The sequence below is a fragment of the Candidatus Omnitrophota bacterium genome, assembly GCA_030688425.1.
GTDB lineage: Bacteria > Omnitrophota > Gorgyraeia > Zapsychrales > JANLHA01 > JAUYIB01.
Window position 1 is genome coordinate 314,058 of sequence record JAUYIB010000018.1, and the last position, 25,281, is coordinate 339,338.

Genomic DNA, 25,281 nt, shown 5'->3' on the forward strand with positions numbered 1-25,281 from the left:
ACTGTGCGGAAAAATTCGATGATTGTTGCGGGAATCGGGATGCTGGTCTTGGCGGTGGGGCTCGCGTCCTGTTCCGGGAAGAGGGAGACCGTCAAGACACGCGATGAGACCGGGGCTGTGATATCGGTGGCGACGTATCTTGATGGGAAAAAAGACGGCAAGTATGTGGAGTATTATCCGGAGGGGAAGATCAAGGTGGCCGCGAAATATAAAAACGGCCAGTTGGACGGCAAGCGGAAGGAATATTTTGATTACGGGAAAATCAAGCTGGAGGAAAATTATAAAGACGGCATCCTGCACGGGGACCGGAAAGAATACAGCGTCTATGATCATGTGAAAGTGTATGCCGTTTACAAGGATGGCAAATTGAACGGGTGGTATCGCGAATATCAAGACAATGGGCAACTGTCCCTCGAAAAAGAGTACCGGGGCGGCATTTTGCATGGGATATTTCGGCGATATTATCCTTCCGGGGAACTTTGGCGCGTGGGAACCGCAGTGAACGACCGCCAGGAGGGGATGATGAAAGAATTTTATTCCAGCGGCCGGCTCAAAAGGGAATGGCATGCCATGGATGGCGTCAGCGACGGGGTCAGCAGAGAATATCATGAGAATGGGCGGTTGGCCGTGGAGGGGGACTACCGGAACGGCAAGCCCCATGGATCTTTTAAAACGTACAAAGGGAAAAGGGTGTTTCAGGAGGACGTTTATACGGATGGGCAGTATGTCGGCCGGCGTTTTTTTGATGAAAAGGGCCGGGTTGAATACGAGCAGGGGTTTGGGGTGAATTGAAAGGGATATTGAGTTGCCTTGCGCCTGCCCCTGCTGGAAAGCGCAGGGGCTAGGCGCAAATCTTTCTGGATGTTTGGCGCCTGCGGCGCCTTTATAGATTTAGAGGAAATTTGCGCCTGTAGCTCAATTGGATAGAGCACCTGCCTTCGGAGCAGGGTGTTGGGGGTTCAAGTCCCTCCAGGCGCGCCAGGCTTCGTTCAACAGCTTTCGCGTTGAACTTCGCCTGGCTTCGCCAGATAATTTTCAGGCGAAGTTCAGCGCGATTATAGAAAACGAAGCCTGTTGCCCGGCGTAGCTCAATGCGAAAGCAATTGAGCGAAGCCGGGAAGTCCGATCCGACCAAAAATCGATCAATTTGGCGAAGCCTGTTGTCCGGCGAAGTCCCGAGCCGACCTAAGGGCGAGCATCGGGACGAAGACGGAACAGTCATGTAATGAAATATTACGTTTACATCCTTAAAAGCCAAAAAGACCCTAAACAGTTTTACATCGGCTATACAGCAGACCTTGAAAAACGGATGGAAGACCACCAAAACCCCAAAGCCAGTGCATACACCCGGCAATATGCCCCATGGAATTTAGAAACTCATGTTGTTTTCCAAAGCAAGGAATTAGCTCAAAAATTTGAAATTTATCTTAAAAGTCATTCCGGCAGGGTGTTTTTGAGAAAACATCTTATCCAAGGATAATCATGGAAGATTTTTACCAGGAGATTATTGCTTATTGGGAGAAAAATAAGCGAAATATACCTTGGGACAGGAATGATTACCATAGTTGGACAAATTGGATCAAAGACTCATTCTGTGATCTTGCTGAAGATGAGAAAAAAGCCAAGGGTGAAGAAATCGCCGTTGAATTATCAAAAACCAAAAAGCGCGGTGAAGGCGAGTATCTTGTCGACGTGTGCTGGTGGAAAGAACAGGGAGGAAAGTACTGGTTAGAATTGGCTCTTGAATCGGAATGGATTGATACTGAAGATGAAATAGACACTGATTTCTTTAAACTTATCGATATTAAGGCTGTTCGTAAAGTGTGGGTATGTTCTTATGGGAAGAAGCTCTATCGCAAGAGAAGATTGAAAATTTTAAAGAGCGTAAGGAGTGCCAGGTTCACTTTCGAGGAAGAAAAGTATCTTATTATAAATATACCCGATTCCGAAAAGCAGTCAGAAAGCAACCAATTAAGGATACAGGGTTTTTGGATCGACGCAAAAGGGAAAGCATCTAAGCCAATGGTTTCGTTAATCAAAAAGGCAGACTAAAGATAGCAAAAACGCGTGTTTGCGAATTCCGTGGAGTCCCCCTATGTCCAGGCCAGCAATTCCAGGGAATTATCTTTACAACCGAAAAAGAATTTAATAAGATGAGGTTCGATGTTTTCCGGTGTTCGCCCCGCGAGGACGAGCCACGAAGGATTCCCAATTCAACGATCACACCAGACTTCCCCATGATGTCATCTGACACGGATCTTAAGCAAACTCCTCTTTATGATGAGCACCTCCGCCTGAAGGCCAAAATGGTCCCCTTCGGCGGCTGGGAGATGCCGCTGCAGTATGAGGGGATCCTCGCCGAGTACGAAGACACCCGCAAGCGCGTCACGGTTTTCGACACGTCCCATATGGGGGAGTTCCTCATCTCCGGTGATGCGCTGGAGAGCGGCTTGGACAGGGTCGTCACCCAGCCGCTGGCCGACATGCCCTTGAAAACGTGCCGTTACGGCGTGATGCTCAACGACCGGGCCGGCGTCATCGATGATTTGATCGTTTATCGCATCAGCGCCGACCGCTGGATGGTCGTCGTCAACGGGGCCACGATGGAAAAGGACGCGCGCCAGTTCCAGAACATCGTGAAGGTCCCCGGCGCGTTCAGCAATGTTTCCTTTGAAACGGGCAAACTCGATATCCAGGGTCCGCAGGCGCGCGACCTCCTGAGCCCTCTGGTCCGCGGCATCGGGCGACTGGACTATTACGCTTTCGATACGTTCGAGGTTATGGGCGAAGACGTTATTGTCAGCCGGACCGGCTACACCGGCGAGCTGGGCTATGAGATTTATTTCCCGTGGGGCCGCACGCCGGAATTGTGGCGCGAGATCCTCCGCCTGGGCGCCCAACCCGCCGGGCTCGGCGTCAGGGATGTCCTGCGGATCGAGATGGGCTATTGCCTTTACGGCCATGAGCTTGATGAGGCCATTTCTCCGCTGGACGCCGGCTTGAACAAGTTCATCGCCTGGGACAAGGATTTCTTCGGCAAGGAATCGCTGTTGCTGCAGAAAAATTCCGGCGTCAGCCGCCGGCTGGCGTGTTTTGCGTCTGAAAGCCGCAGGTCGCCGCGGGTCGGCCATCGTCTCTATGCCGCGTCCGGCGAGGAAATCGGGACCGTGACCAGCGGAACATTTTCACCGTTTCTGAATAAAGGCGTCGGGTTGGGGTTTGTCGGGGCCGGGCATGGGACCCCCGGCGAAAAAATCCTGTTCGGCGGCGAAGGCCAGGCTCTTCCGGGCGAAATCGTGAAACGGCCCGTTTATCCGCAGGGTTCACTCAAATCTTGAAGGAGATCTTCTTATGGAAATCATCAACCATTATTTTTACACCAAAGAACACGAATGGGTGAACATCGACGACGCGGTCGCGACGGTCGGGATCACCGAGTACGCCCAGGAGGCGCTGGGAGACATCACGTTCGTCGAGCTTCCCGCCCCGGACATCGAGGTTGAGCAGTTTGAGCACCTGGCGTCGGTCGAGTCGGTCAAGGCGGCCAGCGATATCTTCAGCCCCGTCTCGGGGAAGGTCGTCGAGGCCAACCATGACCTGGAGGCGAACCCGGGGCTGATCAATAAGGACTGTTACGAAAAGGGCTGGATCGCCAAGATCGAAGTCTCCGATCCCGAGGAGAAATCCAACCTCATGACGGCCGCCGAATACCGCAGTTTTCTGAAAACCCTGGAATGATCCTGTCGTTTTCCGGTCATCCGTGGTGATGACCGCCGAAAGGTAATCTCTTGAATCCTTATATTGCCAATACCCCTGACGATGTCGACGCGATGCTGGCCGCGGTCGGCGCCAAGAGCATAGACGACCTGTTTGCCGACATCCGTCCTCACCAACGCCCCAAATCGTTCGCGCTCCCCGAAGGAAAATCGGAATGGGAGGTCGTCGAGCATTGCCGGCGGCTTTCCGAGCTGAACCGAAGCGACCTGGTCCTTTTCATCGGCGGCGGGTATTACGACCATTATATCCCGGCGGCCGTCAACGCCCTGATCTCCCGCGGAGAGCTTTACACGGCCTATACGCCTTATCAGCCGGAGTGCTCCCAGGGGACGCTGCAGGCCCTCTACGAATTTCAGAGTTCCATCTGCACCTTGACCGGCATGGAGGCCGCCAACGCCTCGCTTTACGACGGAGGGACCGCCATCTATGAAGCCGTGATGATGGCCGTGCGGACCACCGGCCGCAACAAGGTCCTCATGGACGGCGGGGTCAGCCCGATCTACCGCACCATGATCAGGAGTTACACCAGCAATCTCGACATCGAATTTACGGAAACACCGGTTGTGCACGGTCAGAGCGACCGGGAGGCCATCGCCCGCCTTCTCGACGACAAGACCGCGGCCGTGATCCTGCAGAACCCGAATTTTTTCGGAGCGGTCGACGATCATTCCGACATCATTGAAAAGGCCCACCGCGTCGGCGCCCTGGCGATCGCCAGCGTTTATCCGGTGTCTCTGGGGATCCTGAAAACGCCGGGGGAGATGGGTGCGGACATCGTGACCGGCGAAGGCCAGAGCCTGGGGCTTCCGCTCAATTTCGGCGGGCCGTATCTGGGGTTCATGGCCACGCGGTCTAAGCTTATCCGCAAGATGCCCGGCCGCATCGTCGGGCAGACCGTGGACGCGCAGGGCCGCCGGTGTTTTGTCAACACCCTGCAGGCCCGCGAGCAGCACATCCGCCGGGAAAAAGCCACGTCCAACATCTGCACCAACGTGGCGCTGTGCGCGGTGCAGGCGCAGATTTTTATGACGGTCATGGGCCGGGAAGGCCTCAGGGACCTGGCCCGGCTGAATCTGGCCAAGGCGGAATTCGCCCGGCAGGTGCTGGGAAAAATTGATGGGGTGGAGGTCAAAAGGAGCTCCCCGACCTTCAATGAATTCACGGTGCGGCTCTGCAAGGACGCCTCGGATGTGGTCGAGGCCATGATCAAAAAAGGTTTTGCCGCCGGTTTTCCCCTGGGGCGCTATTACGGCGGGATGGACCATTACATGACGGTCGCGGTCACGGAAAAGCGGACGAAAGAAGAAATCCTCCGCTTCGCCGACGGCCTGCGCGCGGTCTTGAATGAATAGAACAGGGATCATCGCATGGAATTAATTTTTGAAAAGAGCAAACCCGGGCGCCGCGGTTTCCGTCTTCCGGAACCCGACGTGCCGGCCGAGGTCTCTCTGCCGGAGAAATACCTGCGCAAGGAACCGTCCGGCCTTCCCGAGGTCAGCGAGCTCGACGCGGTCCGCCACTTCATGAGATTGTCCCACCGGAATTTTTCGGTGGACAGCCAGTTTTACCCGCTTGGGTCCTGCACGATGAAATACAACCCGAAATTTACCGAGAGCGTGGCCCGTTTGCCGGGGTTCAGCGACCTTCATCCGCTGCTGCCCCAGCTGCGCGGGGGAGAGGACCTTGTCCAGGGGGCCTTGCGCGTCCTTTATGAAACGGAACAGTTGATGTGCGAGATCACCGGCATGGACGCCTTTACGCTCCAGCCGCTGGCCGGCGCCCACGGAGAACTGACCGGGGTCATGATCATGGCGGCCTATCACAAGGCCAGGGGCAACAAGAAAAAATATATCATCATCCCGGACTCGGCCCACGGAACAAACCCGGCCACGGCCGCGATCGCGGGCTATGACATTGTTTCCGTTCCGTCGGATAGCCGCGGGGTCATGGACATCCGTAAGCTCAAGGAGAAGGTCACGTCCGAAGCGGCCGGCCTGATGATCACGAACCCCAACACTCTGGGGATCTTCGATTCCGACAGCGACAAGACCGCGGAGATCATCCATGCCGTGGACGGCCTGATGTATTACGACGGCGCGAACCTGAACGCCATTCTCGGCCGTTGCCGCCCGGGGGACATCGGGTTTGACATCATGCACATCAACACGCACAAGACGTTCACCACCCCGCACGGCGGGGGCGGCCCGGGAGCCGGCCCGGTGGGGGTGAAGGAGCACCTGGCGAAATTCTTACCGATCTCCCGCGTGGTCAAGCGTGACAACGGGACCTTTGCCCTGAACTACGGTTATCCGGAATCCATCGGTTATGTCGCGCCGTTTTACGGGAATTTTGCGCTCCTCCTGCGGGCGTATGCGTATATTGTCATGCTCGGCCGGGAGGGCTTGATCCAGACGGGCAATCACGCCGTCCTGAACGCCAATTACATCATGCGCCGTTTGCAGGAGAATTACGATCTGCCCTACGACCGGACGTGCATGCACGAGTGCGTATTTTCGGCTTCGCGTCAGGCCCAGCGGGGCGTTCATGCCATCGACATCGCCAAATTTCTGATCGACAGGGGCATGCATCCCCCGACGGTGTATTTTCCCCTGACAGTCAAGGAATCCATCATGGTCGAACCGACCGAGACTGAATCCAAGGAAACCATTGACCAGTTCATCGACGCCATGGTGGAAGCCGATGACCTGAGCCGCACGGCCCCCGGGGCCTTTCATGACATGCCCCGGTCGATGCCGGTCTCCCGCCCGGACGAGGTCAGGGCCGCGCGGGACCTCGACACCAGCTATTTTCTCGGCAAATCCTCCCCGGCCGCGGTTTCTCCCGAGCCGCCGTCCATGCCGGTGTCGCGTCATTTGTAGGCTTTCTCCCCGCCGTTTGCGTCCCGCGCCTTCGCAGGAGCTTGATGATGATCTGGAAACAGCCGGTATTGACGACCCCCGCGGAAAACATCCTTTATGACGAGGTCCTGCTGTCCCTGGCCGATCAGGGAAAAGGCGGGGAGGCCCTGCGCGTCTGGGAGTCCCCGGAACTGTTCGTGGTCCTGGGCCGGACAGGAAAGGCCGGAGACGATGTCAAAGCGGCGGATGCGCGGCGCGACCGCGTTCCTGTCCTCCGCCGGTTTTCGGGCGGAGGGACGGTCCTGCAGGGGCCGGGCTGTCTCAATTATTCCTTGATCATTTCCAAAGACCGCGACCCGGCGCTCAATGATCTTCGAAAATCTTACGCCTGGATCCTGGGAAAGGTCATCGCCGCGCTGGGGCGCTCCGGCGTGCGGGCCGTTTTCCGTCCGATTTCGGACCTTGCCGTTCCCGACGGAGAAAAGAAGTTCTCCGGCAATGCCCAGCACCGGGGGCGGCGGTTTATCCTCCATCACGGGACCATCCTCTACGCCTTTGACTTGGAAAAGATCGAGCGGTATCTTGCGATTCCCCGGGAGGTCCCGGAGTACCGCCGCAAGCGGGGGCATCTGGATTTTGTGGTGAACGTTCCGCTCGATCCGGTGGTTTTCCGGCAGGCCCTGTGTGAAGAATTCAGCGTCATCGGCGTGGATGTGGAATGGCCTCCCGAAGAACGGCAGGCCCTCGCAGAGGCGTGTGCCGGCCGCGCCGTGGCCGTTGACCTTCCGGATGAGACCCGGGATCCTTCTCCGGGACGCCGGTGACCCGGTTCCGTATTTTCACGTAAATTTATTTCTCCGAAAGGGTTGACAGCCACCGGTAAGACTGTATAATGAATTTATTCAAAATGATCCCATCGGCAAGGAGGGTGCGGAAATGAGAAAGTCGTTCCTTTTGTTGGTTGCGGGTATTTCCGTTCTTTTTGTTTTCAGCGAGGTCGCCCAAGCCCAGTTGATCAATTACAACCGCCGTCGGGGAGCAGGCGCCGCACGCCCGGCCCCGGCCAAACCGGCCCCGGCCGCAGCTGCGAGCACGGATGAGGCCGAGAAACCAGCGCCGTTTTGGGCCCAGACAGCGCCGGCGGTCACTAATGCCGTCGAGAAAAAGTATGACGTCAACCGCGACGGCAAACTTCAGCCTGCGGAAGTGAAGATCTATCTCCGCGACGTTATTCAGACCATCCAATCCAAAGGCGGGATCAAGGTCGACACGGACATCCTCAAGCAATACGACAAAAGCAAGGATGGCGTGGTCAGCCGTTACGAGATGCTCGACATCACGAATGACCTTGCGGATTAACCCTTGAGTCTCCTTGAATCATAAATCCCATTGCCCTTCCGGCAGTGGGATTTTTTTTAATGAGGGCTTGACTTACGGAACGCAGTGAACGTAAGTCAATGCCCGAATTAACCCCGCAGTTTTGATTGCGTCAGCAATCATGCGGGGGTAATGAGGACTTACGGAGCCGCAGGCGAACGTAAGCCATCCGTGCGAACCCGTTCGACTTCGCTCAGGGTGGTTTTAGCCCAGAATGGCCAAACCACCGAAGGCCCCGGCCGTCTTGCCCTGCAAAGCGGTTAGGGCAGCCGGGGTCATGAGCTTATGGACCCGAAAGCCTCCGGTCCTGATTTTTCCATTCTTTATGCATGAGAAAATCTTTATTTCCGGAATCTGTTTGTCCCTTTTCTTCGGCAGCCCTGCCATGGCCTCGGGCGAAACGCCGGACCCTCCCATGAACCAGACCACGCCATCTTCGCAAAACGCCGATTATCAGCAGTACCTCGTCTTTTTCGAGAAAGTCTACTCGACGATGGACGAGAACTACTTCATGCCCGTCAAGCGGGAGGGGTTTGACCGCTTCCTCGAGATGTTCAACGCAAAAATTTATTCCCAGCTCAAAGGCGAAGGGAAGACCAGCGACTTCATCAAATGGCGGAGCTCGGCCTATCTCATCGATTTCCTGAAATCTCCCGACGATATTTTTTCCGCTTTCTTTCCGCCCCAGGCCGCCAAGACCTATGAGCAGACCGTTCTCGGCAAGCGCGTCGATCTCGGCATTGAAGGCCGGCTCGTTCCGGTGGGGTACATGGTCACGCGCATGGAGCCGCGGTCGGACGCTTTTCTGAAAGGGCTGCGGGAGCGCCATATCATCCTCAAGATCGATGAAACGCCGGTCGGGGATCTGACCGAGAAAGATATCCAGGACCGCCTCACGCCCCTCGAGGGGGCGAAAGTGGCCCTGCTGTATCTTGACCCGTCGGTGAAAGAGGAGAAGACCATCGAGGTCGTCAGCCAGGAGTATTTCAAGCAGACCGTGTTCATGGTCCCCGTTGACGTTCCCGGGATCTATTGCCTGCAGATCCAGCGGTTCAACCAGAAAACGTCGGAAGACATGACGATGTTCATGTCGTATATCCTTAAACAGGGGGACACGGGGCTGGTCATCGATTTGCGCGGGAACCCCGGAGGCCCGCCCCTGGCGGCGAGGGAGATCTCGGCGTTCTTTTTGCCGCCGAAAGAGGAGTTCGCGTACTTTCAGAAAAGGAACCAGCCCAAGGCCAGTCTGGACGTGCCCGCCATTCCCGAGCGGTTCCACTACAAAGGCCCCATCGCCATCCTGGTCAACAAGGCGAGCGGAAGCGCCTCGGAACTGTTCACCGGGATCCTTCAGGACCGCGGCCGGGCCGTGGTGATGGGCGCGAACACCGCCGGCCAGGTTTTTCTGAAAAGCATGTTCCCGTTTGAGGACGAGTCCATGCTGCTGCTGGTGACGGCCCGCGGCCATTATCCCGACGGGAAGGCCTTCAGTTTTGACGGCGTCGTCCCGGATGAAAAAGCCCCGGAAGACAACATCATCCGGCGCGCGGCGGAATATCTGGCGGCGAAAAATAAAAATAGAAGATAAAGGCCGGGGGCCCTGCCGTTTTCTTTTGATTTCCCGTTTTTGATTCCCAGGCGCAGACGGCTGTTTCTCTGAAACCGCGACAAATTTGGTTGCAATCCGTTGCCCCCCGTTCTACGATAAAAAGGCGCCGTCCCGCGTGGCCGTGGGCGGGCGCGGAAAATACGGAGGCGTATGTCGTTTCTCGCACAAGTCCTGCTGGCGCAATTGGTGGCCATCTCGGTCGTGGTCTTTGTCCTGAAGAAGGTCCTGGACAATATCCTGATCGAAACGGCGCTCAAACAGCTGGAGTGGTCCCGCCGGGGCGAGCAGGGGCCTTTGACGGACGCCGTGACCCTCACCACGCATAAAAATCTCCGGGCGTCCTCAAGGGCCCGGATCGTGCAATATTTGAAGAAGCACCTCAAGATCACCGCAGACCCGGTTTTTCAGGTGGATCCGAAGATCTGGGGCGGCATGATCATCCAATGCGGGTTCCGCCACATCGATTTCAGCCTGCGGGACCGTTTACGTCAGGCCAGGTCGTGGTGATGGGGCCGGAGGTCGATCGATCTCCGGGTTCCCGCCGGCCGGATGCCAATGATCGCATCCTCGCGATTGTCCCGGCTTACAATGAGAGCGGAAACATCGGGCGCACGGTGCGCGAGCTGCAGGCCGTGCCGCTGCCTTTGGATATTCTCGTCGTGGATGACGGGTCGCGGGACGCGACCCTGCGGGAGGCCCGGGAGGCCGGCGTGCTGACCGTGGCCCTGCCGTTCAATCTCGGAATCGGCGGCGCGGTCCAGACCGGGTTCCAGTTCGCGGCGCGCAAAAAATACCGAGCGGCCGTCCAGGTGGACGGCGACGGCCAGCATGACGCCCGGTTTTTGCCGGATCTTTTGCGCCCCATCGAATCCGGCGAGGCCGACATGGTGATCGGCAGCCGTTTTCTCCCACCCTACGTGGGGTACCGTTCGTCGTTCATCCGCCGCATCGGCATCCAGTTTTTTGCCTGGCTGATCGGCGCCCTCACCGGATACCGCGTCACGGATCCGACATCGGGATTCCGGGCTTTCAATCGCAGGATGATCAAGACTTTTGCCGGACGGTATCCCCAGGATTATCCGGAGCCCGAATCCATCGTCCTCGCCAGCCGGATGAGCGCGCAGGTGAAGGAAGTCCCGGTCCAGATGCGCGAGCGGTTGTCCGGGCACAGTTCCATCCGCTATCTGGCCACGTTGTATTACATGTTCAAAGTGACCTTGGCCATCCTGTTGGACATGGTCAAGGTGAACAAGACGGGAGAATGACATGAACGCGCGATATTTATCCATAATCCTTTCCGTCCTGGTGCTGATGTTCGTTTTTGAACTTGTCCGCCGGGAAAAGCTCACGTTCAAGTACGCGATGGGATGGATTTTCGTCCTGTCCCTCGCCGTTTTCTGCGCCGTGTTCGATGATCTGCTTTACGCGCTGTCGGACCGGCTCGGCTTCGCGCTGACCAGCAATTTCATTTTTTACGTGATCCTCGGCGGGTTCGTCTTTTTGAGCCTGCTCATGACGATTTTCCTCTGCCAGCAGAACGGCCGCAATGACGCGATCGCTCAGAAATTGGGATTGCTGGAGGAAGAATTGCGGGAACTCAAGAAAAAGACCGGTTCGGAATTATGACGGAGACATCGCCCTCGATCTCCCCGCGCGGCATGCCGCGCGATGAGGATTGGAACCGTTTCTGGTCCAGGAATTTTTCGGCCAGGCCCGACGCGGTGAGCTGGTCCAAGCGCCGCATCATCCGGATCATCGACGAGTATGCCGCGCCCGGGAAAAAAGCCTTGGATGCCGGATGCGGGAGCGGATTTTTTTCGCGGCATTTTTGCGGCCGCGGCATGACGACCACGGCCATGGACTACGCCGACGCGGCGCTGGACATCACGAAAGCCATGACGCAGGGACGGGCCAGGGTGGTGAAGGCCGACCTTTTGGCGGAGGGACTGGCCGGGCGCGTTCAGGACCGTTTTGATCTGATCTTTACAGACGGCCTGTTCGAGCACTTTTCGGCGTCCCAGCAGGACCAAATCTTTCGTAATCTAAAAAGTTTGCTCAATTCAGGAGGAGTGATCATCACGTTTGTTCCCAACCGATGGTCGCCATGGGAATTGATCCGCCCGTTTTTCATGCCCGGGATCCAGGAGACGCCTTTTGTGATGTCCCAGCTTTTGGACCTCAATCAGCGAAACGCCATGACCGTGCTTCGGGCCGGAGGGGTGAACACCTTCCCGTTCGCGTTTTCCCCGGACAGGCTTTTGGGGCCCCGTTTCGGCATGTTGCTTTTTTCAGTATCCCAATGAGCTCCAAGGACAAAGCCGCCTGGCTTCAATGAGTGAATATGCCATCCCCGGTCGTCAGCGTCATTATCCCTGTTTTTAACGGCGAGAAAACGATAGCAAAAAATCTGCAAGCCGCTGCATTGCAGGACTTTTCGTCTCTCATGGAAGTCATTGTTGTCGACGATGGTTCCCATGATCAGAGCCCGGAAATCGTCCGGGGATTCCCGGGGGTCAAATATCTTCGCCAGCCAAACCGTGGACCGGCATCGGCCAGGAATTTGGGCGCTCAAAAATCCACGGGTGAATATCTTTTTTTTACGGATGCGGACTGCGTCCCGCGCGGGAATTGGGTCTCCGGTATGCTGAACCATTTTTCCGATCCCCGGGTGGCGGTCGTGGCCGGCAGTTACGGCATCGCCAACCCGGACAGCATACTGGCCCGGTGCATTCACAGAGAAATCATTTTTCGGCATCAGGAACGAATGCCGTTGTATCCCAAGGTTTTCGGGAGCTACAATTTCGCTGTGCGGCGCGCGGTGTTTTTTGAGGTCGGGGGCTTTGATGAGGGGTACCGCCATGCCAGCGGGGAGGACAATGATTTGAGTTACAAGATCCTCGGCAAGGGTTATAAAATTTACTTCGACAAGGGTTCTCTCGTCGATCATCACCATCCCGAGCGTGTCGGCAAATATCTTCGCGAGCAGGGCCGTCACGGGTTCTGGAGGGTGAGGATGTACGCGCGTCACCCGTCCATGAGCGGGGGGGACAATTACACGTTCTGGAAAGATATGCTGGAAGTCCCGTTGTCCGGCCTGATTGTTGCGGGATTTTTGGCATGGGCCCTGCGTCTTCCGGTCCCGCTCCTGTTGCCGGTTGCCGCCGTTTCAGGCCTGCTCCTGATGGAGCTGTATTTTTCGCTGAAAATTCAGCGCTCATTTTACGAAATTTTATTCTGGGCCTGGGTCTCCGGTGCCCGTGCCTTTGCAAGAACCGGGGGCTTTTTGTGGGGCGCGCTTTTCTGGCCGTTCTCCAAGAAGCCCTGATTTTTCCTTCCGTTTTTCGCTTCTTTTTCCTCGCTAACGCTTCCATACCGCAGCCCGTTTTTCAGGAATTTTTCGCGGTTCCCGCCCCCTTCCAGATGCCGGAATGTCCCTCCGTGAGAAGGGCTATTCCGGGAAACGCTTACCTGTGAAAAAATCCATTAAACAGTTGATAAGATAAGGACTTATGATAATATTTTAAGTATATATAATTTTTTAGCACGGGCCCCCGCGCTATATTATACTTTTATATAGAATTTAATAGTGATCTCCTAATCCCTGGTCCCCGATGACGTATTACAAATTACTTGGTTTTGACAAAGAGCCTTTCTCCACAAGCCCTGATCCGGAATTCTTTTATCTCACCAAAGAACACGACATGGCCTTGACCAACGTCCTCATTGAGCTTCATTTGAAGCGGGGGCTGGCGGTCATCTTCGGCGACATCGGAACGGGCAAAACATCCCTCTCGCGCATGCTCGTGAAAGAGCTGAGCCGGCGCGGCAACATGACGTTTCACATCATCCTTAATCCCGTGTTCAACGATGAAAAGCAATTCCTCCTGTCCCTCGTCCGCAATTTTGAGATCGACAGGTCCTCGGGGCTCGATCCGGCCGCGATGGATATTCTTGAGCTGCGCGATGAGTTCGAGAAATTCCTGATCCAAAAAAACCTGGAAGAGAAGCAGACTGTGATCCTCATCATCGATGAGGCGCAAAAACTCAACATGCCCACGCTCGAGACCCTGCGCGTGCTTTTGAATTTTGAGACCAACGAATTCAAGATGCTCCAGCTTGTTTTGCTGGGGCAGGTGGAGCTGTATCCCAAGCTCGTCAACATGCCCAATCTGATGGACCGCATCAGTTTTAAATATACGCTCAATCCGCTGGACGCCAAAGAAACGAAAGAGCTCATCAATTTCCGCATCCACACCGCGGGGTACAACAGCCGCATGGAATTATTTTTGGACGAAGCGGTGCATGAAATTTATAACTACACGCGCGGGTATCCGCGCCGGATCACGATGCTGTGCCATCAGGTCCTCAAGGAATTGATCATGCAGAACAAGCACGCGGTTGACCGCTTGCTGGTCAAAGAGGTGATCGACAAAGAGGAGCAGTTCCGCACCGGTGGCCCGGGAATGCCGCCCATGGGGCATCGCTTGCTGGGACAAGACGTCGATAAAAATTATCCGTATCCGCACAACCCGTGAGTTTGAACTTCTATGGCAAAAGAAACGGCAGAAAAAAAATTACTCAAGATCATTGAGAGCACCCAGGCCCAGGACGCCCCGTCCGCGGACGCGCCGGCGGCCGGCGCGCCGGAGGTCCAGCAGGTCGCGGCCTCCGTGAAAGGGCTTGGCCTTCCCGCCGTTGAGGTCCCGCCGGTTTTCAGCCGGATCATCGCTTTTTTCAAAGGGCAGTCCGTGTCCCCCTCCGGGGCGGCGGTCCCCATGGGCCTGCCCCAGGTCAACAAAATCCTTGTCGCGGTCATCCTCCTTTCGGCCGTTGTTTTGATCTTGAGTGTTTTTTCCGGGATGCGGGCCGTCAACCGCGGGGTTGATTTCTCCGCGGAGATTCCCGAAGCGCTGTCGAACGTCCCCCAGCTTCCGGTGCTCAAGGACATCGCGGAATACCTGACCGCCGTCGGCCGCCGGAACATCTTTCAGCCCTACGAGGCCAAGGTGGCCAAGGTCGAGGGCGGGGAAGCGCTGGTGGAAGAGAGGATCATCCAGCAGACCAGGGACCTCCGGCTGGTGGGTGTTTCCTGGCTCGACACGCCCGAATCCGCGTCGGCCATGATCGAGAACATCTCCAGCGGAGTGACGCATTTTCTCAGGACAGGAGAAAAGATCAACGGGGTTAAAGTGGAAAAAATTTATGCCGACAGCATCATCCTGAGTTTTGAGGATGAAGAAATGGAACTGCGATTATGACCCGGCAACTCTCCCGATCCAGTTCGTCCCAGACCGGCAGCGCCAGAGACGGCGGTCTTCTCGCGCTGGTGTGCCTGTTGTGCGCGTCCATCGTTCTCGCCCAGCCGGCGGTTCCCCCGTCCGGCCCGGCCAACGAGGCGGCCCGTAGGTTTGTGACCCGTTCCGTGACCCTTGACGCCCAGGCGGGGAATGCCGTCAGCCAGCCGTCGCTTCTGCCGCCTCCGGGCCTGGGCGCCAAGCCGATCGTCATCGAGCCGGAAACCGAGTTGCTCGAAAAACGCCTCGGCCGTGCCATCACGCTGGATGTGCGCGACATGAACGTCATTGACGTGCTCAAGTTTCTCGCCTTCAAGGGCGATTTCAATCTGGTGACGAGCGGGACCGTGGCGGGGCGCGTCACGATCTATTTGAAGAACGTGTCCATCCAGGACGCCCTCGACATCATCCTGATTTCCAATAACCTCGCGTATCATCTGGAGCGCAACATCGTCCATGTCATGTCCCAGATCGAGTACGAAGCCATGCTCGGCAAGCGGTTCAACGACAAGATGAAGGTGGAGATCGTGCGCCTCAATTACGCCAAGCCGGCCTACGTGCTCTCCACGCTCGACAGTCTCAAGAGCAACCTCGGCCGGATCATCATTGACGAAGACACCGGGTCCGTCGTCATGATCGACACGCCCCAGTCCATTGCGAAAATGAAGGCCGCCATCGAGAACATGGAATCGCCCCTGGAGGCGGTGGTGTATCCTCTGCAGTATGCCAAAGCGGATGTCACGGCGGAAAAACTCAGGGCCCGCATCGACGCCCACACGGTCGGCTCCATCACCGTGGACGAGCGCACCAACCGTCTCGTGGTCCGGGCCCTGCCCGGCCGGCGCGAGGAGGTGGAGAAACTCATCCGGAGCCTCGACATCCCCACCAAGGAAGTCCTGGTCGAGGCCAGGATCCTGCAGGTCGTGTTCAAGCCGCAGATGGATTACGGCATCGACTGGGACCTGGATTTTTCCAGCAGCTCCTGGAAGGAGATGAAGAAGGTGGACCTCAAGTCCAACCTGCTCAACGAAAGCGGCCTGACCTCCAGCGACAATTTATTGACGCGTTACGGCCGGCTCACCATCGGCGACATCAATGTGAATGATTTCGAGGCCTCCATCCGCGCCCTCAAACAGGTGAGCGACACAAAGATCCTCTCCAACCCCAAGATCCTGGTGACCAACAACGAAGAAGCGAAGATCCATGTCGGAGACACGATCCCCTACATCATCTCCACCACCTCCGGCACCGGCGACAACGCCATCACCAGCGAGGACGTGCGCTTCGTGGATGTGGGGCTCAAGCTCAACGTCACCCCGATGATCAATGACGACGGCTTTATCACCATGCGCCTGCGCCCCGAGATCTCGACCGTGGTGGACCGGATCACCTCGCAGGGCGGCGGCATCCCGCAGGTCAACAAGACCGAGGTCGAGACCACGGTCATGGTCAAGGACGGCAACACGATCATTCTCGGAGGGCTCAAGAAGGACAACAAGGTTTCCACCAAGCGCGGCATTCCTTTTTTGATGGATATTCCGTACATCAACAAGCTCTTCAGCCAGACGTCGGAGAGCCTGGAGTCCACCGAGATCGTGATTTTCATCACCCCCCACATCATCACCGGCGCCGAGGCGTACGACAAGGTCCGGGGGGAGATCAAGCCGCCGAATGATTTTTATTTGAAAAAAGACGGGTCTCGGAAAGAGGCGGATGGGAAAGTCCGGGCATTGAAGTTAAAGGATTAATGAGCGCATGAGTTATGGAGCCCGGGATCGCCGGGCGACATAACTCATCCGCGCGAACCGAAGGCCCCGCGAAAGTGAGCGAGCATGCGAGCGAACGTTGTTGAGCGGGGATGGAGGACGAAGATGGAAAATCGAAAATGGAAAATGGAAAAAGCCTTTAAGGGAGGAATGACGCCGCGGTGTCTTTTTGTTTTCCCGTTGTCCATCCTCTATCTCCCATTTTCAATTCTCCTTTTTGTTTCTGTTCCCGTCGCGGCCCAGGATGTCGATCTCATGCTCGATGATCCCGCGGCCAATCAGGAAATTCTGGAGGAGGACCTCGCGGACGAATTCATCACCACCGAGATCGGCCTGGACCAGATCATCGTGAAGAAGGACATGCTGCTCAAGCCGGATACCGGTTACGAAGCCCCGGCAGGGGGCCGGGCGGACGGGGAGGGCTGGGGGCTGGGCGAGCTCAACGAACACCAGGTCATCAAGCTCAACCGGACGCTGCGCAAGATGATCGAGGAGAACGAAAAGCTCAGCCGCGAGAACAAAAATTTGGATGGCGAGGCCCGGCGCTTGCGGGGGCAGGAGAGGATCGACAGAAACCGCCTGACGTCCGCCTCAAATGAGATCGAGGATTTGAAAAGACAGCTTCAGACCATGATGCAGGGAAACCTGTCCACGGAGCAGGAGGTCGCGGACCTGCGCAAAAAACTGGAAGAGGCCGAGAAGCTGGCCGCGCAACAGCCGAAGATGCTGGAGGCGCCGGACGTCCTGCAGGACGAAACCTCGGCCGCGATGGAAGAGCCGTTGTTCGACCCCTGGCAGGCGGACACCGTTGTCGGGGACAAGGCCAAGAGCGCGGATGTGCTGGCCATGATCGAGAAGTACAACAAACAGCGTGACGCGGTCAGGGCCAACGAGGCCAAGGTCCATTACAACATGGGCAACATGTACGTCAAGCAGAGGAACTACCGCAGGGCGATCGGCGAATACCGCCGCGCGGTGCGCCTGTGGCCCGATGATTCCGCCGCCCATTTCAACCTGGCCTTTGTGAGCGGCGAATATCTGAATGATTACAGGACCGCGCTTGACCATTTTAAGAAGTATCTGGACCTGAGCCCCCAGGCCGCGGATTCGGCCCTGGTCATGGAAAAGATCGTGGAGGCCGAGCTGCATCTGAAGGCCATGATCGATTCCTCCCTGGAATCGGAAGTGAATAAAAAAATGTACCGCGCCTATCAGGAGTGACGAATATGAAAGGAAAAGCGATGAGAATGGAAAATCGAGGATGGACGTTGGGCAAATACATTCCTCAACCCCCGGGGTTGACGAAGTCATCCCCGGGGGTTGAACGGGGGATCGGCGGTAACCATCCTCCGTCTTCCATCCTCCATCCTCGATTTTCTTTTCATCCCTCAATCTTCCATCTTCCATCTTCCATCTTCATTGCCCTTTTGCTCTTTGCCACTCCGTCTTCCGCCAACAACCTGCGCATCACCAACGTGACCATGGAAGACAGGACCGTCTCTGGCTCTGTCACCAATCTCAAAGTCAAATTCGACATCGCCTGGGACAACTCCTGGCGCAACTCCACGAACCACGACGGGGTTTGGCTCATCGTCAGATTAATCGATGCGGCAAACCCGACCTGCCAGAAAAATTTGATAGCGTCGGGGATCAACCCGCAGGGCACGTCCGTCGGCTCCAATCAGGATTTGGAACTGGCGGTCTCTCCGGACACGGAAGGCGCGCTCATCCGCAGGAAATCCCAGGGCTCGGGGGGCGTGAGTTCCTCCGGGGTCGAGCTCACGGTGACGGATATTTACGGCGCCGGCTGCACCGTCTCGTCGACCACCTCGATATCGGCCAAGGTCGTCGGCGTCGAGATGGTCTTTGTCCCCACGGGCCCGTTTTACGTGGGAAATTCCACGGACGGCACAGGAACAGAGGGGGCATTCCTGGGGTACACAAATTTGCCCTGGTATATCTCCTCGGAAGCGGCCATCCAGCTGACGTCCACCTCCGGTGCCTATTATTACGTGGCCCCGCCCACGTCCAACTCGGTCAACTCTGCCGAGAGAGCAAGCACAGGAGCAACAGCAGACATCCCCGCAGCCTTTCCCAAGGGCTATCAGTCCTTTTACTGCATGAAATACGAGGTGACCGAAGGGCTGTATGTGGAATTCCTCAATTCTTTGAACGCCACCCAGCAGGCCGCGCGGGACATCACTACGGACAAGGGTGACAGTGTAGTTTACCGCAACACGGTCTCCGGGTCCGCCGGAGGGACCTCGACGTCTTATTCAACCTCGCGTCCGGACAGGGCCATGTCATATATGTCCTGGACGGATCTGGCGGCCGTTCTGGACTGGTTTGCCCTGCGCCCCATGACCGAGTTGGAGTTTGAAAAAGTCGCCCGGGGCCCCAACGCGGTTGTGCCCGGGGAAACGGTCTGGGGCGTTGCCACCAGCTACCGTCCTCTGGCCAGTTTTGACGTCAGTCCCGAATCGGGAAACGAATCGCCCGGTGCCCCCGCGGACGCGAACATCAGATATAACGACACAACATTGTCAGAAGGAGATGCGTTTTTGGGTGCGCCCACTTTATATAAGAAAGGCCCGGTGCGGGCCGGCCTTTTCGCCCGCAGCGATTCCACCCGCAACACCTCCGGCGCGGGGTATTACGGGGCCATGGAATTGAGCGGCAATGTGGCCGAGTATGTCGCCTATGTGATTGCCTTGAGCACCGACGCGTTTTGGTATACCGGAAACCATGGCGACGGCGACGTCACCACCAGCTCGACCATAGGCTTCGCCAATGTTGCGTATTGGCCAGGTATTGATGCGTCTGGATATGTCACCAAGGCGACCTTTTCCGGCCTGCGCGGCGGGTCCTGGGTAGAGACCAGTCTTGAATATTACCTGGCGAACCGCACCTGGGCCGCCGCCGGTTCTCTGAAGCGGCGCAACAATTGGGGCGGCCGCGGCGTGCGCACGTGCGAAGGCGCCGGCTTTTGCGTGCCTTAAATCGTCCCGCCAACCGGCGGGACGGTTTAACCCCGGCGGTGAGCCCTGCGAAGCGTTAAGGGCTGCCGGGGTTAATGTGACGAGAAGCACAAAAACCCCCGGGGTTGGCGGGAGCCATCTCCGGTCTGACAACCAACCCCCGGGGTTGGCGAATGCCATCCCCGGGGGTTGGGGACGGTAAGGGGTTGCGGAAAGTAACAACCCCAACGGGGCGACTAAAAAATATGCCGGATTGTAGCAGAAAAATGAAAATGGAAAATCGAAAAGGGAGCATGGATAAGGCCTCTGATCCCCAGGGGCCCGGCTCTGCCCGGCATCCTTCATCTCCATCTTCAATTTTCCATCCTCCATTTCCTCTTCTCTTTTCCATCCTCCATCTTCCATCTTCTATCTTCCATTCTCCATTTTCTTTTCGTCTATCCATCTTCCATCTTCCATTTTCCATCTTCATAACAATTTTCCTTCTCGCCTCCCCCGCCTCCGCCCAATACACCGGCGGCGGCTACGACGGCTTCTCCGCGGGCGCGTCTTCATCCGAGTTGGCCGGCGGCAATGCGGACGACCCCGGCATGTATCTGGACTTCTTCTGTAACCCCACCGCGGGCAACAGGGGCGTTCCGGATTCTTACCCCGGCGTTGATTTCAATCCCCAGCCGTATATCTGCATCGTCGACTCCCAGGGCAACACCCTGACGTCCTACGCCACAACCACGACCGTTTCCATCGCGATCTATTCGAGTTCCGGCGGCGCCAGCGTCGCCCTGAACGGCACCACCACCACGCGCTTCAACGCCGGTGTCGCGAACTTCTCCGGCAAAGGGCTGGACATCACCACCCCCGGCGACATGTATGTCCTCAAGGCCACGGCCAACGTCGTGGTGAACGGCGTGACCAAGCTCGTCACCGGCCTGTCGAACGCGTTCCGGATCATTGGCGGGTTTGATGTGAAAGTGTCTATTGGGGAATCAACGGCCAGTCAAGGGGATATGTTTACGACGTGGCGGCTTTACAATAATGGGGTGCTCATAACCTCGGGAGTCACTTCTTGCAGCTGGTATTTGTATTCTACTTCGACCACCCCGGACAGCACAGGCTCCGGGAGCTTCGCCAGTGGCGTATGTTCGGATACGATCTCTTTGGGGGCCGGGGATTATAACTTGTACCAAATCAGGGTCACGATGACTTATGGAGGTCAAACTTACGACACGATAGCCAATGTCCCGCCGCCGGGGTCCAATATGGACTCTTTGGTAGCCAATATTTCTGATATCAAAGCCGTCACCGACCAGCAGGCCAGCGTCAACTGGACCGATGTCGTCACATTGTCCACCTCCGCCGTCAACTGGGCCGACCTCAGCAAGATGACCACCTCCGGCGTCAACTGGCTCGACATCGGGGGAGGCGGCCTGGACTCCTCGGTCAATTGGGATGACTTGGGGATCATGAGCACCTCCGCCATCAACTGGGCCGACCTCGGACGAATGACCACCGCCGGCATCAATTGGTCCGAGCAGGATTTCCAGGGGTATCAAATGTACGTATGGATGAGAGATAAGCCATCGACCTCTGCCTATGAAGCTGAATCTGCCCTTTACTATAATGGGCGGCTGGTTACATCTGGGGTCACAAATTGCGACTTTTGGCTTTATGATGCAGATGGGAACATGAATGATGCTGTGACAGGAGCATCGTTCGCAAGTGGGCTTTGCTACACCTGGTCTTTGGTTCCCACGAGACCGGAAGATGCTTATGTACTCATCGCAGAATTGGATTATGGGGGGAAAACATATTCTGTCCGTCGAGATTGGGGGCCGTCTGCCAAGATGCTCTATGACATCAAAACCGTCACCGACGCCATCACCGCCGGCGGCGTCAACTGGCTGGACATCGGCGCCATGACCAACCTCGCCGTCAACTGGTACGACATCTCCGTCATGACCACCAAAGGCATCAACTGGATGGACCTCGACGCCCTCTCCGACGCCGGCATCAACTGGCTGGACCTCGATGCCATGCATGACGCCGGCATCAACTGGATCGACCTGGACACCCTTTCGGACGCCGGAATCAATTGGATCGACCTCGACACCCTTTCGGATTCCGGAGTCAACTGGATTGATTTGGATAAGATGAGCGACGCGGGGATCAACTGGAATATCCTCACGACCAGTCTTGGTTATGCTATCCACGGGGCGTGGATATATGACCCCAATGCTGGCGGGACGTATCTCCATGCTTGGGCGCTGCTGAATGGCGTTTTGGTGGAATTTAACGGCACGGAAACCTGCACGATGCACATGTGGGACTCTGAAGGCGGGGGGCCGTATGACCGTGGCGACTTGGGGTGTTCGATCAACTATGGAGGAGGGAACGCCAATGTGGCGACATCTACCAGCACCTTCGAGTCGGCGATGTACGCGGCATCATCTGCCCAGTATGCTGCCGTAAGTATTACGAAACCTGGTATCGGCACCTTGTCGACTTATATCGCCTATGAGCCGGTTTTTTCTCACGTCAGAAGCATCAAGACTGAAACTGACGAAATGGCTGTCGTCAACTGGACCGACATCGGTGAAATGTCCAACGCCGCCATCAACTGGCGCGACATCGCCTACATGTCCGGCTCCGGCACGAACTGGACCGCCAGCGTCAACTGGGACAGTCTGGCCGAATTGACCACGGCTGGGATCAATTGGACCGATCTCGACGTCATGTCCGACACCGGCGTCAACTGGACCGATTTCGATGTCATGAGCAGGACCGGCATCAACTGGTATGACATGAGTGTCCTCACCATATCCGGGATCAATTGGCTGGACGTGGATGTCATGCATGACGCCGGGATCAACTGGGAGGATATGGAGAGTTTGAGCGACGCCGGGATCAACTGGCTCGATCTGGACGCCATGCATGACGCCGGGATCAACTGGGTGGACCTCGACACCCTCTCGGACTCCGGCATCAACTGGCTGGATCTGGATGTGTTGAGCGACACCGGGGTGAACTGGTATGACATCGGGACCATGACCCTCTCCGGGATCAACTGGGGCGACATCGGTCAGATGTCCACCGCCGGCATCTGCTGGGGGGATATCAACACTATGAGTAGGGCCGGCATCAATTGGACCGACCTCGACGTCCTGAGCGACGCCGGGGTCAATTGGGAAGATTTTGATTCCCTGAGCACGTCCGGGATCAATTGGGCGGACATGGTGGTCCAGTCCACGAGCGGCGTCAATTGGGCGAGCATCGGGGAAATGGCGACGGCCGGGATCAACTGGCGCGATATCGGGGTCCTTTCGGACACGGGGATCAACTGGCGGGATATTGACGCCTTGAGCGATGTGGGCATCAATTGGGGGGATATTGACATCCTTTCGGACGCGGGAATCAACTGGGTGGACCTGGACGTGCTGAGTGACGCGGGAATCAACTGGGAGGATATCGAGGTCATGTCGGATGTCGGGATCAACTGGATCGACATTGGTTCCCTCTCGGACGCGGGGATCAACTGGGTGGATATTGATGCATTGAGTGACGCGGGGATCAACTGGGCGGACCTGGATGAGATGAGCGACACAGGGATCAACTGGAAGGACCTGGACGCGATGAGTGACGCGGGGATCAATTGGGTGAGTCTGGGGGATATGAGCGACGCGGGGATCAACTGGGTGGACCTGGACGTGATGAGCGACATGGGGATCAACTGGGTGGACCTGGACGCCTTGAGCGATGCTGGGATCAACTGGGTGGACCTGGATGTGTTGAGCGACGCGGGGATCAACTGGGTGGACCTGGATGAGCTGAGTGACACGGGGATCAACTGGAAGGATCTGGATGTCTTGAGTGACGCGGGGATCAACTGGATGGATCTGGATGTCTTGAGTGACACGGGGATCAACTGGAAGGATCTGGATGTCTTGAGTGACACGGGGATCAATTGGACGAGCATCAATGATCTGAGCGACGCGGGGATCAATTGGACGGACCTGGACGTGCTGAGTGACGCGGGGATCAATTGGGTGGACCTGGATGTGCTGAGTGACACGGGGATCAACTGGGTGGACCTGGATATTTTGAGCGACGCGGGGATCAACTGGGTGGACCTGGATATTTTGAGCGACGCGGGGATCAACTGGGTGGACCTGGATGTGATGAGTGATACGGGGATCAACTGGGTCGACATTGATGCGTTGTCGGATGCGGGGATTAATTGGCTGGACTTGGACGTGCTGAGTGACGCGGGGATCAACTGGGTGGACATCAACGAATTGAGCCGTACGGGGATCAACTGGCTGGACCTGGATGTGATGAGTGATGCCGGGGTGAACTGGGTGAGCATCAATGACTTAAGCGACGCGGGGATCAACTGGGTGGATTTGGATGTGCTGAGTGACACGGGGATTAACTGGATGGATTTGGATGCTCTAAGTGATGCCGGGATCAACTGGGTGGACTTGGACGCGATGCATGACGCAGGGATCAATTGGATTGACATCGATACTCTGTCGGACACGGGGATCAACTGGGTGGACCTGGATATTTTGAGTGACGCGGGGATCAACTGGCTGGACCTGGATGTGTTAAGTGAAGCGGGGATCAACTGGCTGGACGTGGATGTGATGAGTGATACGGGGATCAACTGGGTGGATGTGGACAGTTTGAGTGATGCGGGGATCAACTGGCTGGACCTGGACGTGCTGAGTGATGCGGGGATCAACTGGGCGGAGTTGGATGTCCTCAGCCGCAGCGGCATCAACTGGGTGGATTTGGATGTGCTGAGCGATTCCGGGGTGAACTGGGTGAGCATCAACGATTTAAGTGACGCGGGGATCAACTGGGTGGATCTGGACGTGATGAGCGACATGGGGATCAATTGGGTGGATGTGGACAGTTTGAGTGACGCGGGGATCAACTGGCTGGATCTGGAGGCCTTGAGCGATGCGGGGATCAATTGGGTGGATGTGGATGTCTTGAGTGATGCGGGGATCAACTGGGTTGACCTGGATGCCATGCATGACGCGGGAATCAACTGGGTGGACCTGGATATTTTAAGTGACGCGGGGATCAACTGGGTGGATCTGGATGTGATGAGCGATGCCGGGATCAATTGGTTGGACATGGATGTGCTGAGCGATGCGGGGATTAACTGGGTGGACGTGGAGAGCCTGAGCGACGCGGGGATCAACTGGACGGATATTAATGAGTTGAGCCGTACGGGGATCAATTGGGTGGACCTGGACGTTTTGAGTGATGCCGGGGTGAATTGGGTGAGCATCAATGACTTAAGTGACGCGGGAATCAACTGGGTGGATCTGGATGTGCTGAGCGACACAGGGATCAACTGGGTGGATGTGGATGCCTTGAGTGACGCGGGGATCAACTGGTTGGATTTGGACATGCTGAGTGACGCGGGGATCAACTGGGCGGATGTGGATGTGTTGAGCGACACGGGGATCAACTGGCTGGATGTGGATGTATTGAGTGACGCCGGGGTGAACTGGCTGGATCTGGATGTTTTAAGTGACTCGGGGATCAACTGGGCGGATATCGATGTGATGATTGACACGGGGATTAACTGTGAGGACATCAATGAATTGA

21 protein-coding genes and 1 tRNA gene are annotated in these 25,281 nt (G+C 56.7%); all 22 read left to right on the forward strand.

The genetic code is table 11. The features are described 5' to 3' along the window. Positions 1-18: 18 nt before the first annotated feature. Complete coding sequence (locus Q8Q08_08480) at positions 19-792, forward strand: toxin-antitoxin system YwqK family antitoxin (protein ID MDP2654052.1); 774 nt, start codon at positions 19-21, stop codon at positions 790-792. Positions 793-904: 112 nt separating this feature from the next. Then, positions 905-981: transfer RNA gene (locus Q8Q08_08485), tRNA-Arg, on the forward strand. 244 nt (positions 982-1,225) lie between these two features. Beyond that, positions 1,226-1,480, forward strand: a complete 255-nt coding sequence (locus Q8Q08_08490; GenBank protein ID MDP2654053.1) for a GIY-YIG nuclease family protein — start codon at positions 1,226-1,228, stop codon at positions 1,478-1,480. A gap of 2 nt (positions 1,481-1,482) precedes the next feature. Then, positions 1,483-2,052 carry a hypothetical protein gene (locus Q8Q08_08495; GenBank protein ID MDP2654054.1) on the forward strand — a complete coding sequence of 190 codons (570 nt, stop codon included), beginning with the start codon at positions 1,483-1,485 and terminating at the stop codon, positions 2,050-2,052. 185 nt (positions 2,053-2,237) lie between these two features. Then, positions 2,238-3,338 carry a glycine cleavage system aminomethyltransferase GcvT gene (gene gcvT / locus Q8Q08_08500; protein MDP2654055.1) on the forward strand — a complete coding sequence of 367 codons (1,101 nt, stop codon included), beginning with the start codon at positions 2,238-2,240 and terminating at the stop codon, positions 3,336-3,338. A gap of 22 nt (positions 3,339-3,360) precedes the next feature. Then, positions 3,361-3,738 carry a glycine cleavage system protein GcvH gene (gene gcvH / locus Q8Q08_08505; protein MDP2654056.1) on the forward strand — a complete coding sequence of 126 codons (378 nt, stop codon included), beginning with the start codon at positions 3,361-3,363 and terminating at the stop codon, positions 3,736-3,738. Between the two features lie 50 nt (positions 3,739-3,788). Then, positions 3,789-5,129 (forward strand): aminomethyl-transferring glycine dehydrogenase subunit GcvPA, encoded by a 1,341-nt coding sequence (gcvPA, locus tag Q8Q08_08510; protein MDP2654057.1) that lies wholly within the window; start codon positions 3,789-3,791, stop codon positions 5,127-5,129. 15 nt (positions 5,130-5,144) lie between these two features. Further along, positions 5,145-6,656 carry an aminomethyl-transferring glycine dehydrogenase subunit GcvPB gene (gene gcvPB / locus Q8Q08_08515; GenBank protein MDP2654058.1) on the forward strand — a complete coding sequence of 504 codons (1,512 nt, stop codon included), beginning with the start codon at positions 5,145-5,147 and terminating at the stop codon, positions 6,654-6,656. Positions 6,657-6,700: 44 nt separating this feature from the next. Next, positions 6,701-7,459, forward strand: a complete 759-nt coding sequence (locus tag Q8Q08_08520; GenBank protein MDP2654059.1) for a lipoate--protein ligase family protein — start codon at positions 6,701-6,703, stop codon at positions 7,457-7,459. 112 nt (positions 7,460-7,571) lie between these two features. Then, positions 7,572-7,994 (forward strand): EF-hand domain-containing protein, encoded by a 423-nt coding sequence (locus Q8Q08_08525; protein MDP2654060.1) that lies wholly within the window; start codon positions 7,572-7,574, stop codon positions 7,992-7,994. Positions 7,995-8,289: 295 nt separating this feature from the next. Continuing rightward, a complete protein-coding gene (locus Q8Q08_08530) occupies positions 8,290-9,600 on the forward strand; it encodes a S41 family peptidase (GenBank protein MDP2654061.1) in 1,311 nt (436 codons plus the stop codon). Between the two features lie 171 nt (positions 9,601-9,771). Next, entirely contained in the window at positions 9,772-10,128 is a 357-nt protein-coding gene (locus Q8Q08_08535) for a F0F1 ATP synthase subunit delta (protein ID MDP2654062.1), read from the forward strand. Next, positions 10,128-10,886 carry a glycosyltransferase family 2 protein gene (locus Q8Q08_08540; protein MDP2654063.1) on the forward strand — a complete coding sequence of 253 codons (759 nt, stop codon included), beginning with the start codon at positions 10,128-10,130 and terminating at the stop codon, positions 10,884-10,886. The genes Q8Q08_08535 and Q8Q08_08540 overlap by 1 nt, the downstream gene beginning before the upstream one ends. A gap of 1 nt (position 10,887) precedes the next feature. Then, positions 10,888-11,247: a DUF2304 domain-containing protein gene (locus Q8Q08_08545; GenBank protein ID MDP2654064.1), complete on the forward strand. Its 360-nt coding sequence runs from the start codon at positions 10,888-10,890 to the stop codon at positions 11,245-11,247. Next, positions 11,244-11,924, forward strand: a complete 681-nt coding sequence (locus tag Q8Q08_08550; protein ID MDP2654065.1) for a class I SAM-dependent methyltransferase — start codon at positions 11,244-11,246, stop codon at positions 11,922-11,924. Before Q8Q08_08545 ends, Q8Q08_08550 begins: the two co-directional genes overlap by 4 nt. Before the next feature lie 38 nt (positions 11,925-11,962). Continuing rightward, positions 11,963-12,946: a glycosyltransferase gene (locus Q8Q08_08555; protein MDP2654066.1), complete on the forward strand. Its 984-nt coding sequence runs from the start codon at positions 11,963-11,965 to the stop codon at positions 12,944-12,946. A 286-nt stretch (positions 12,947-13,232) separates the two neighbouring features. Continuing rightward, positions 13,233-14,156, forward strand: a complete 924-nt coding sequence (locus tag Q8Q08_08560; GenBank protein ID MDP2654067.1) for an AAA family ATPase — start codon at positions 13,233-13,235, stop codon at positions 14,154-14,156. A gap of 12 nt (positions 14,157-14,168) precedes the next feature. Continuing rightward, entirely contained in the window at positions 14,169-14,879 is a 711-nt protein-coding gene (locus Q8Q08_08565) for a hypothetical protein (protein MDP2654068.1), read from the forward strand. Continuing rightward, positions 14,876-16,663, forward strand: a complete 1,788-nt coding sequence (locus Q8Q08_08570) for a secretin N-terminal domain-containing protein (protein MDP2654069.1) — start codon at positions 14,876-14,878, stop codon at positions 16,661-16,663. The genes Q8Q08_08565 and Q8Q08_08570 overlap by 4 nt, the downstream gene beginning before the upstream one ends. Before the next feature lie 123 nt (positions 16,664-16,786). Further along, positions 16,787-17,902, forward strand: coding sequence for a tetratricopeptide repeat protein (locus tag Q8Q08_08575; protein MDP2654070.1), 1,116 nt, complete (start codon positions 16,787-16,789; stop codon positions 17,900-17,902). Between the two features lie 26 nt (positions 17,903-17,928). Next, entirely contained in the window at positions 17,929-19,680 is a 1,752-nt protein-coding gene (locus Q8Q08_08580; protein MDP2654071.1) for a hypothetical protein, read from the forward strand. 569 nt (positions 19,681-20,249) lie between these two features. Beyond that, positions 20,250-25,281, forward strand: a 5,032-nt coding sequence (locus tag Q8Q08_08585) for a hypothetical protein (GenBank protein ID MDP2654072.1), incomplete at its 3' end; no start/stop codon positions are given.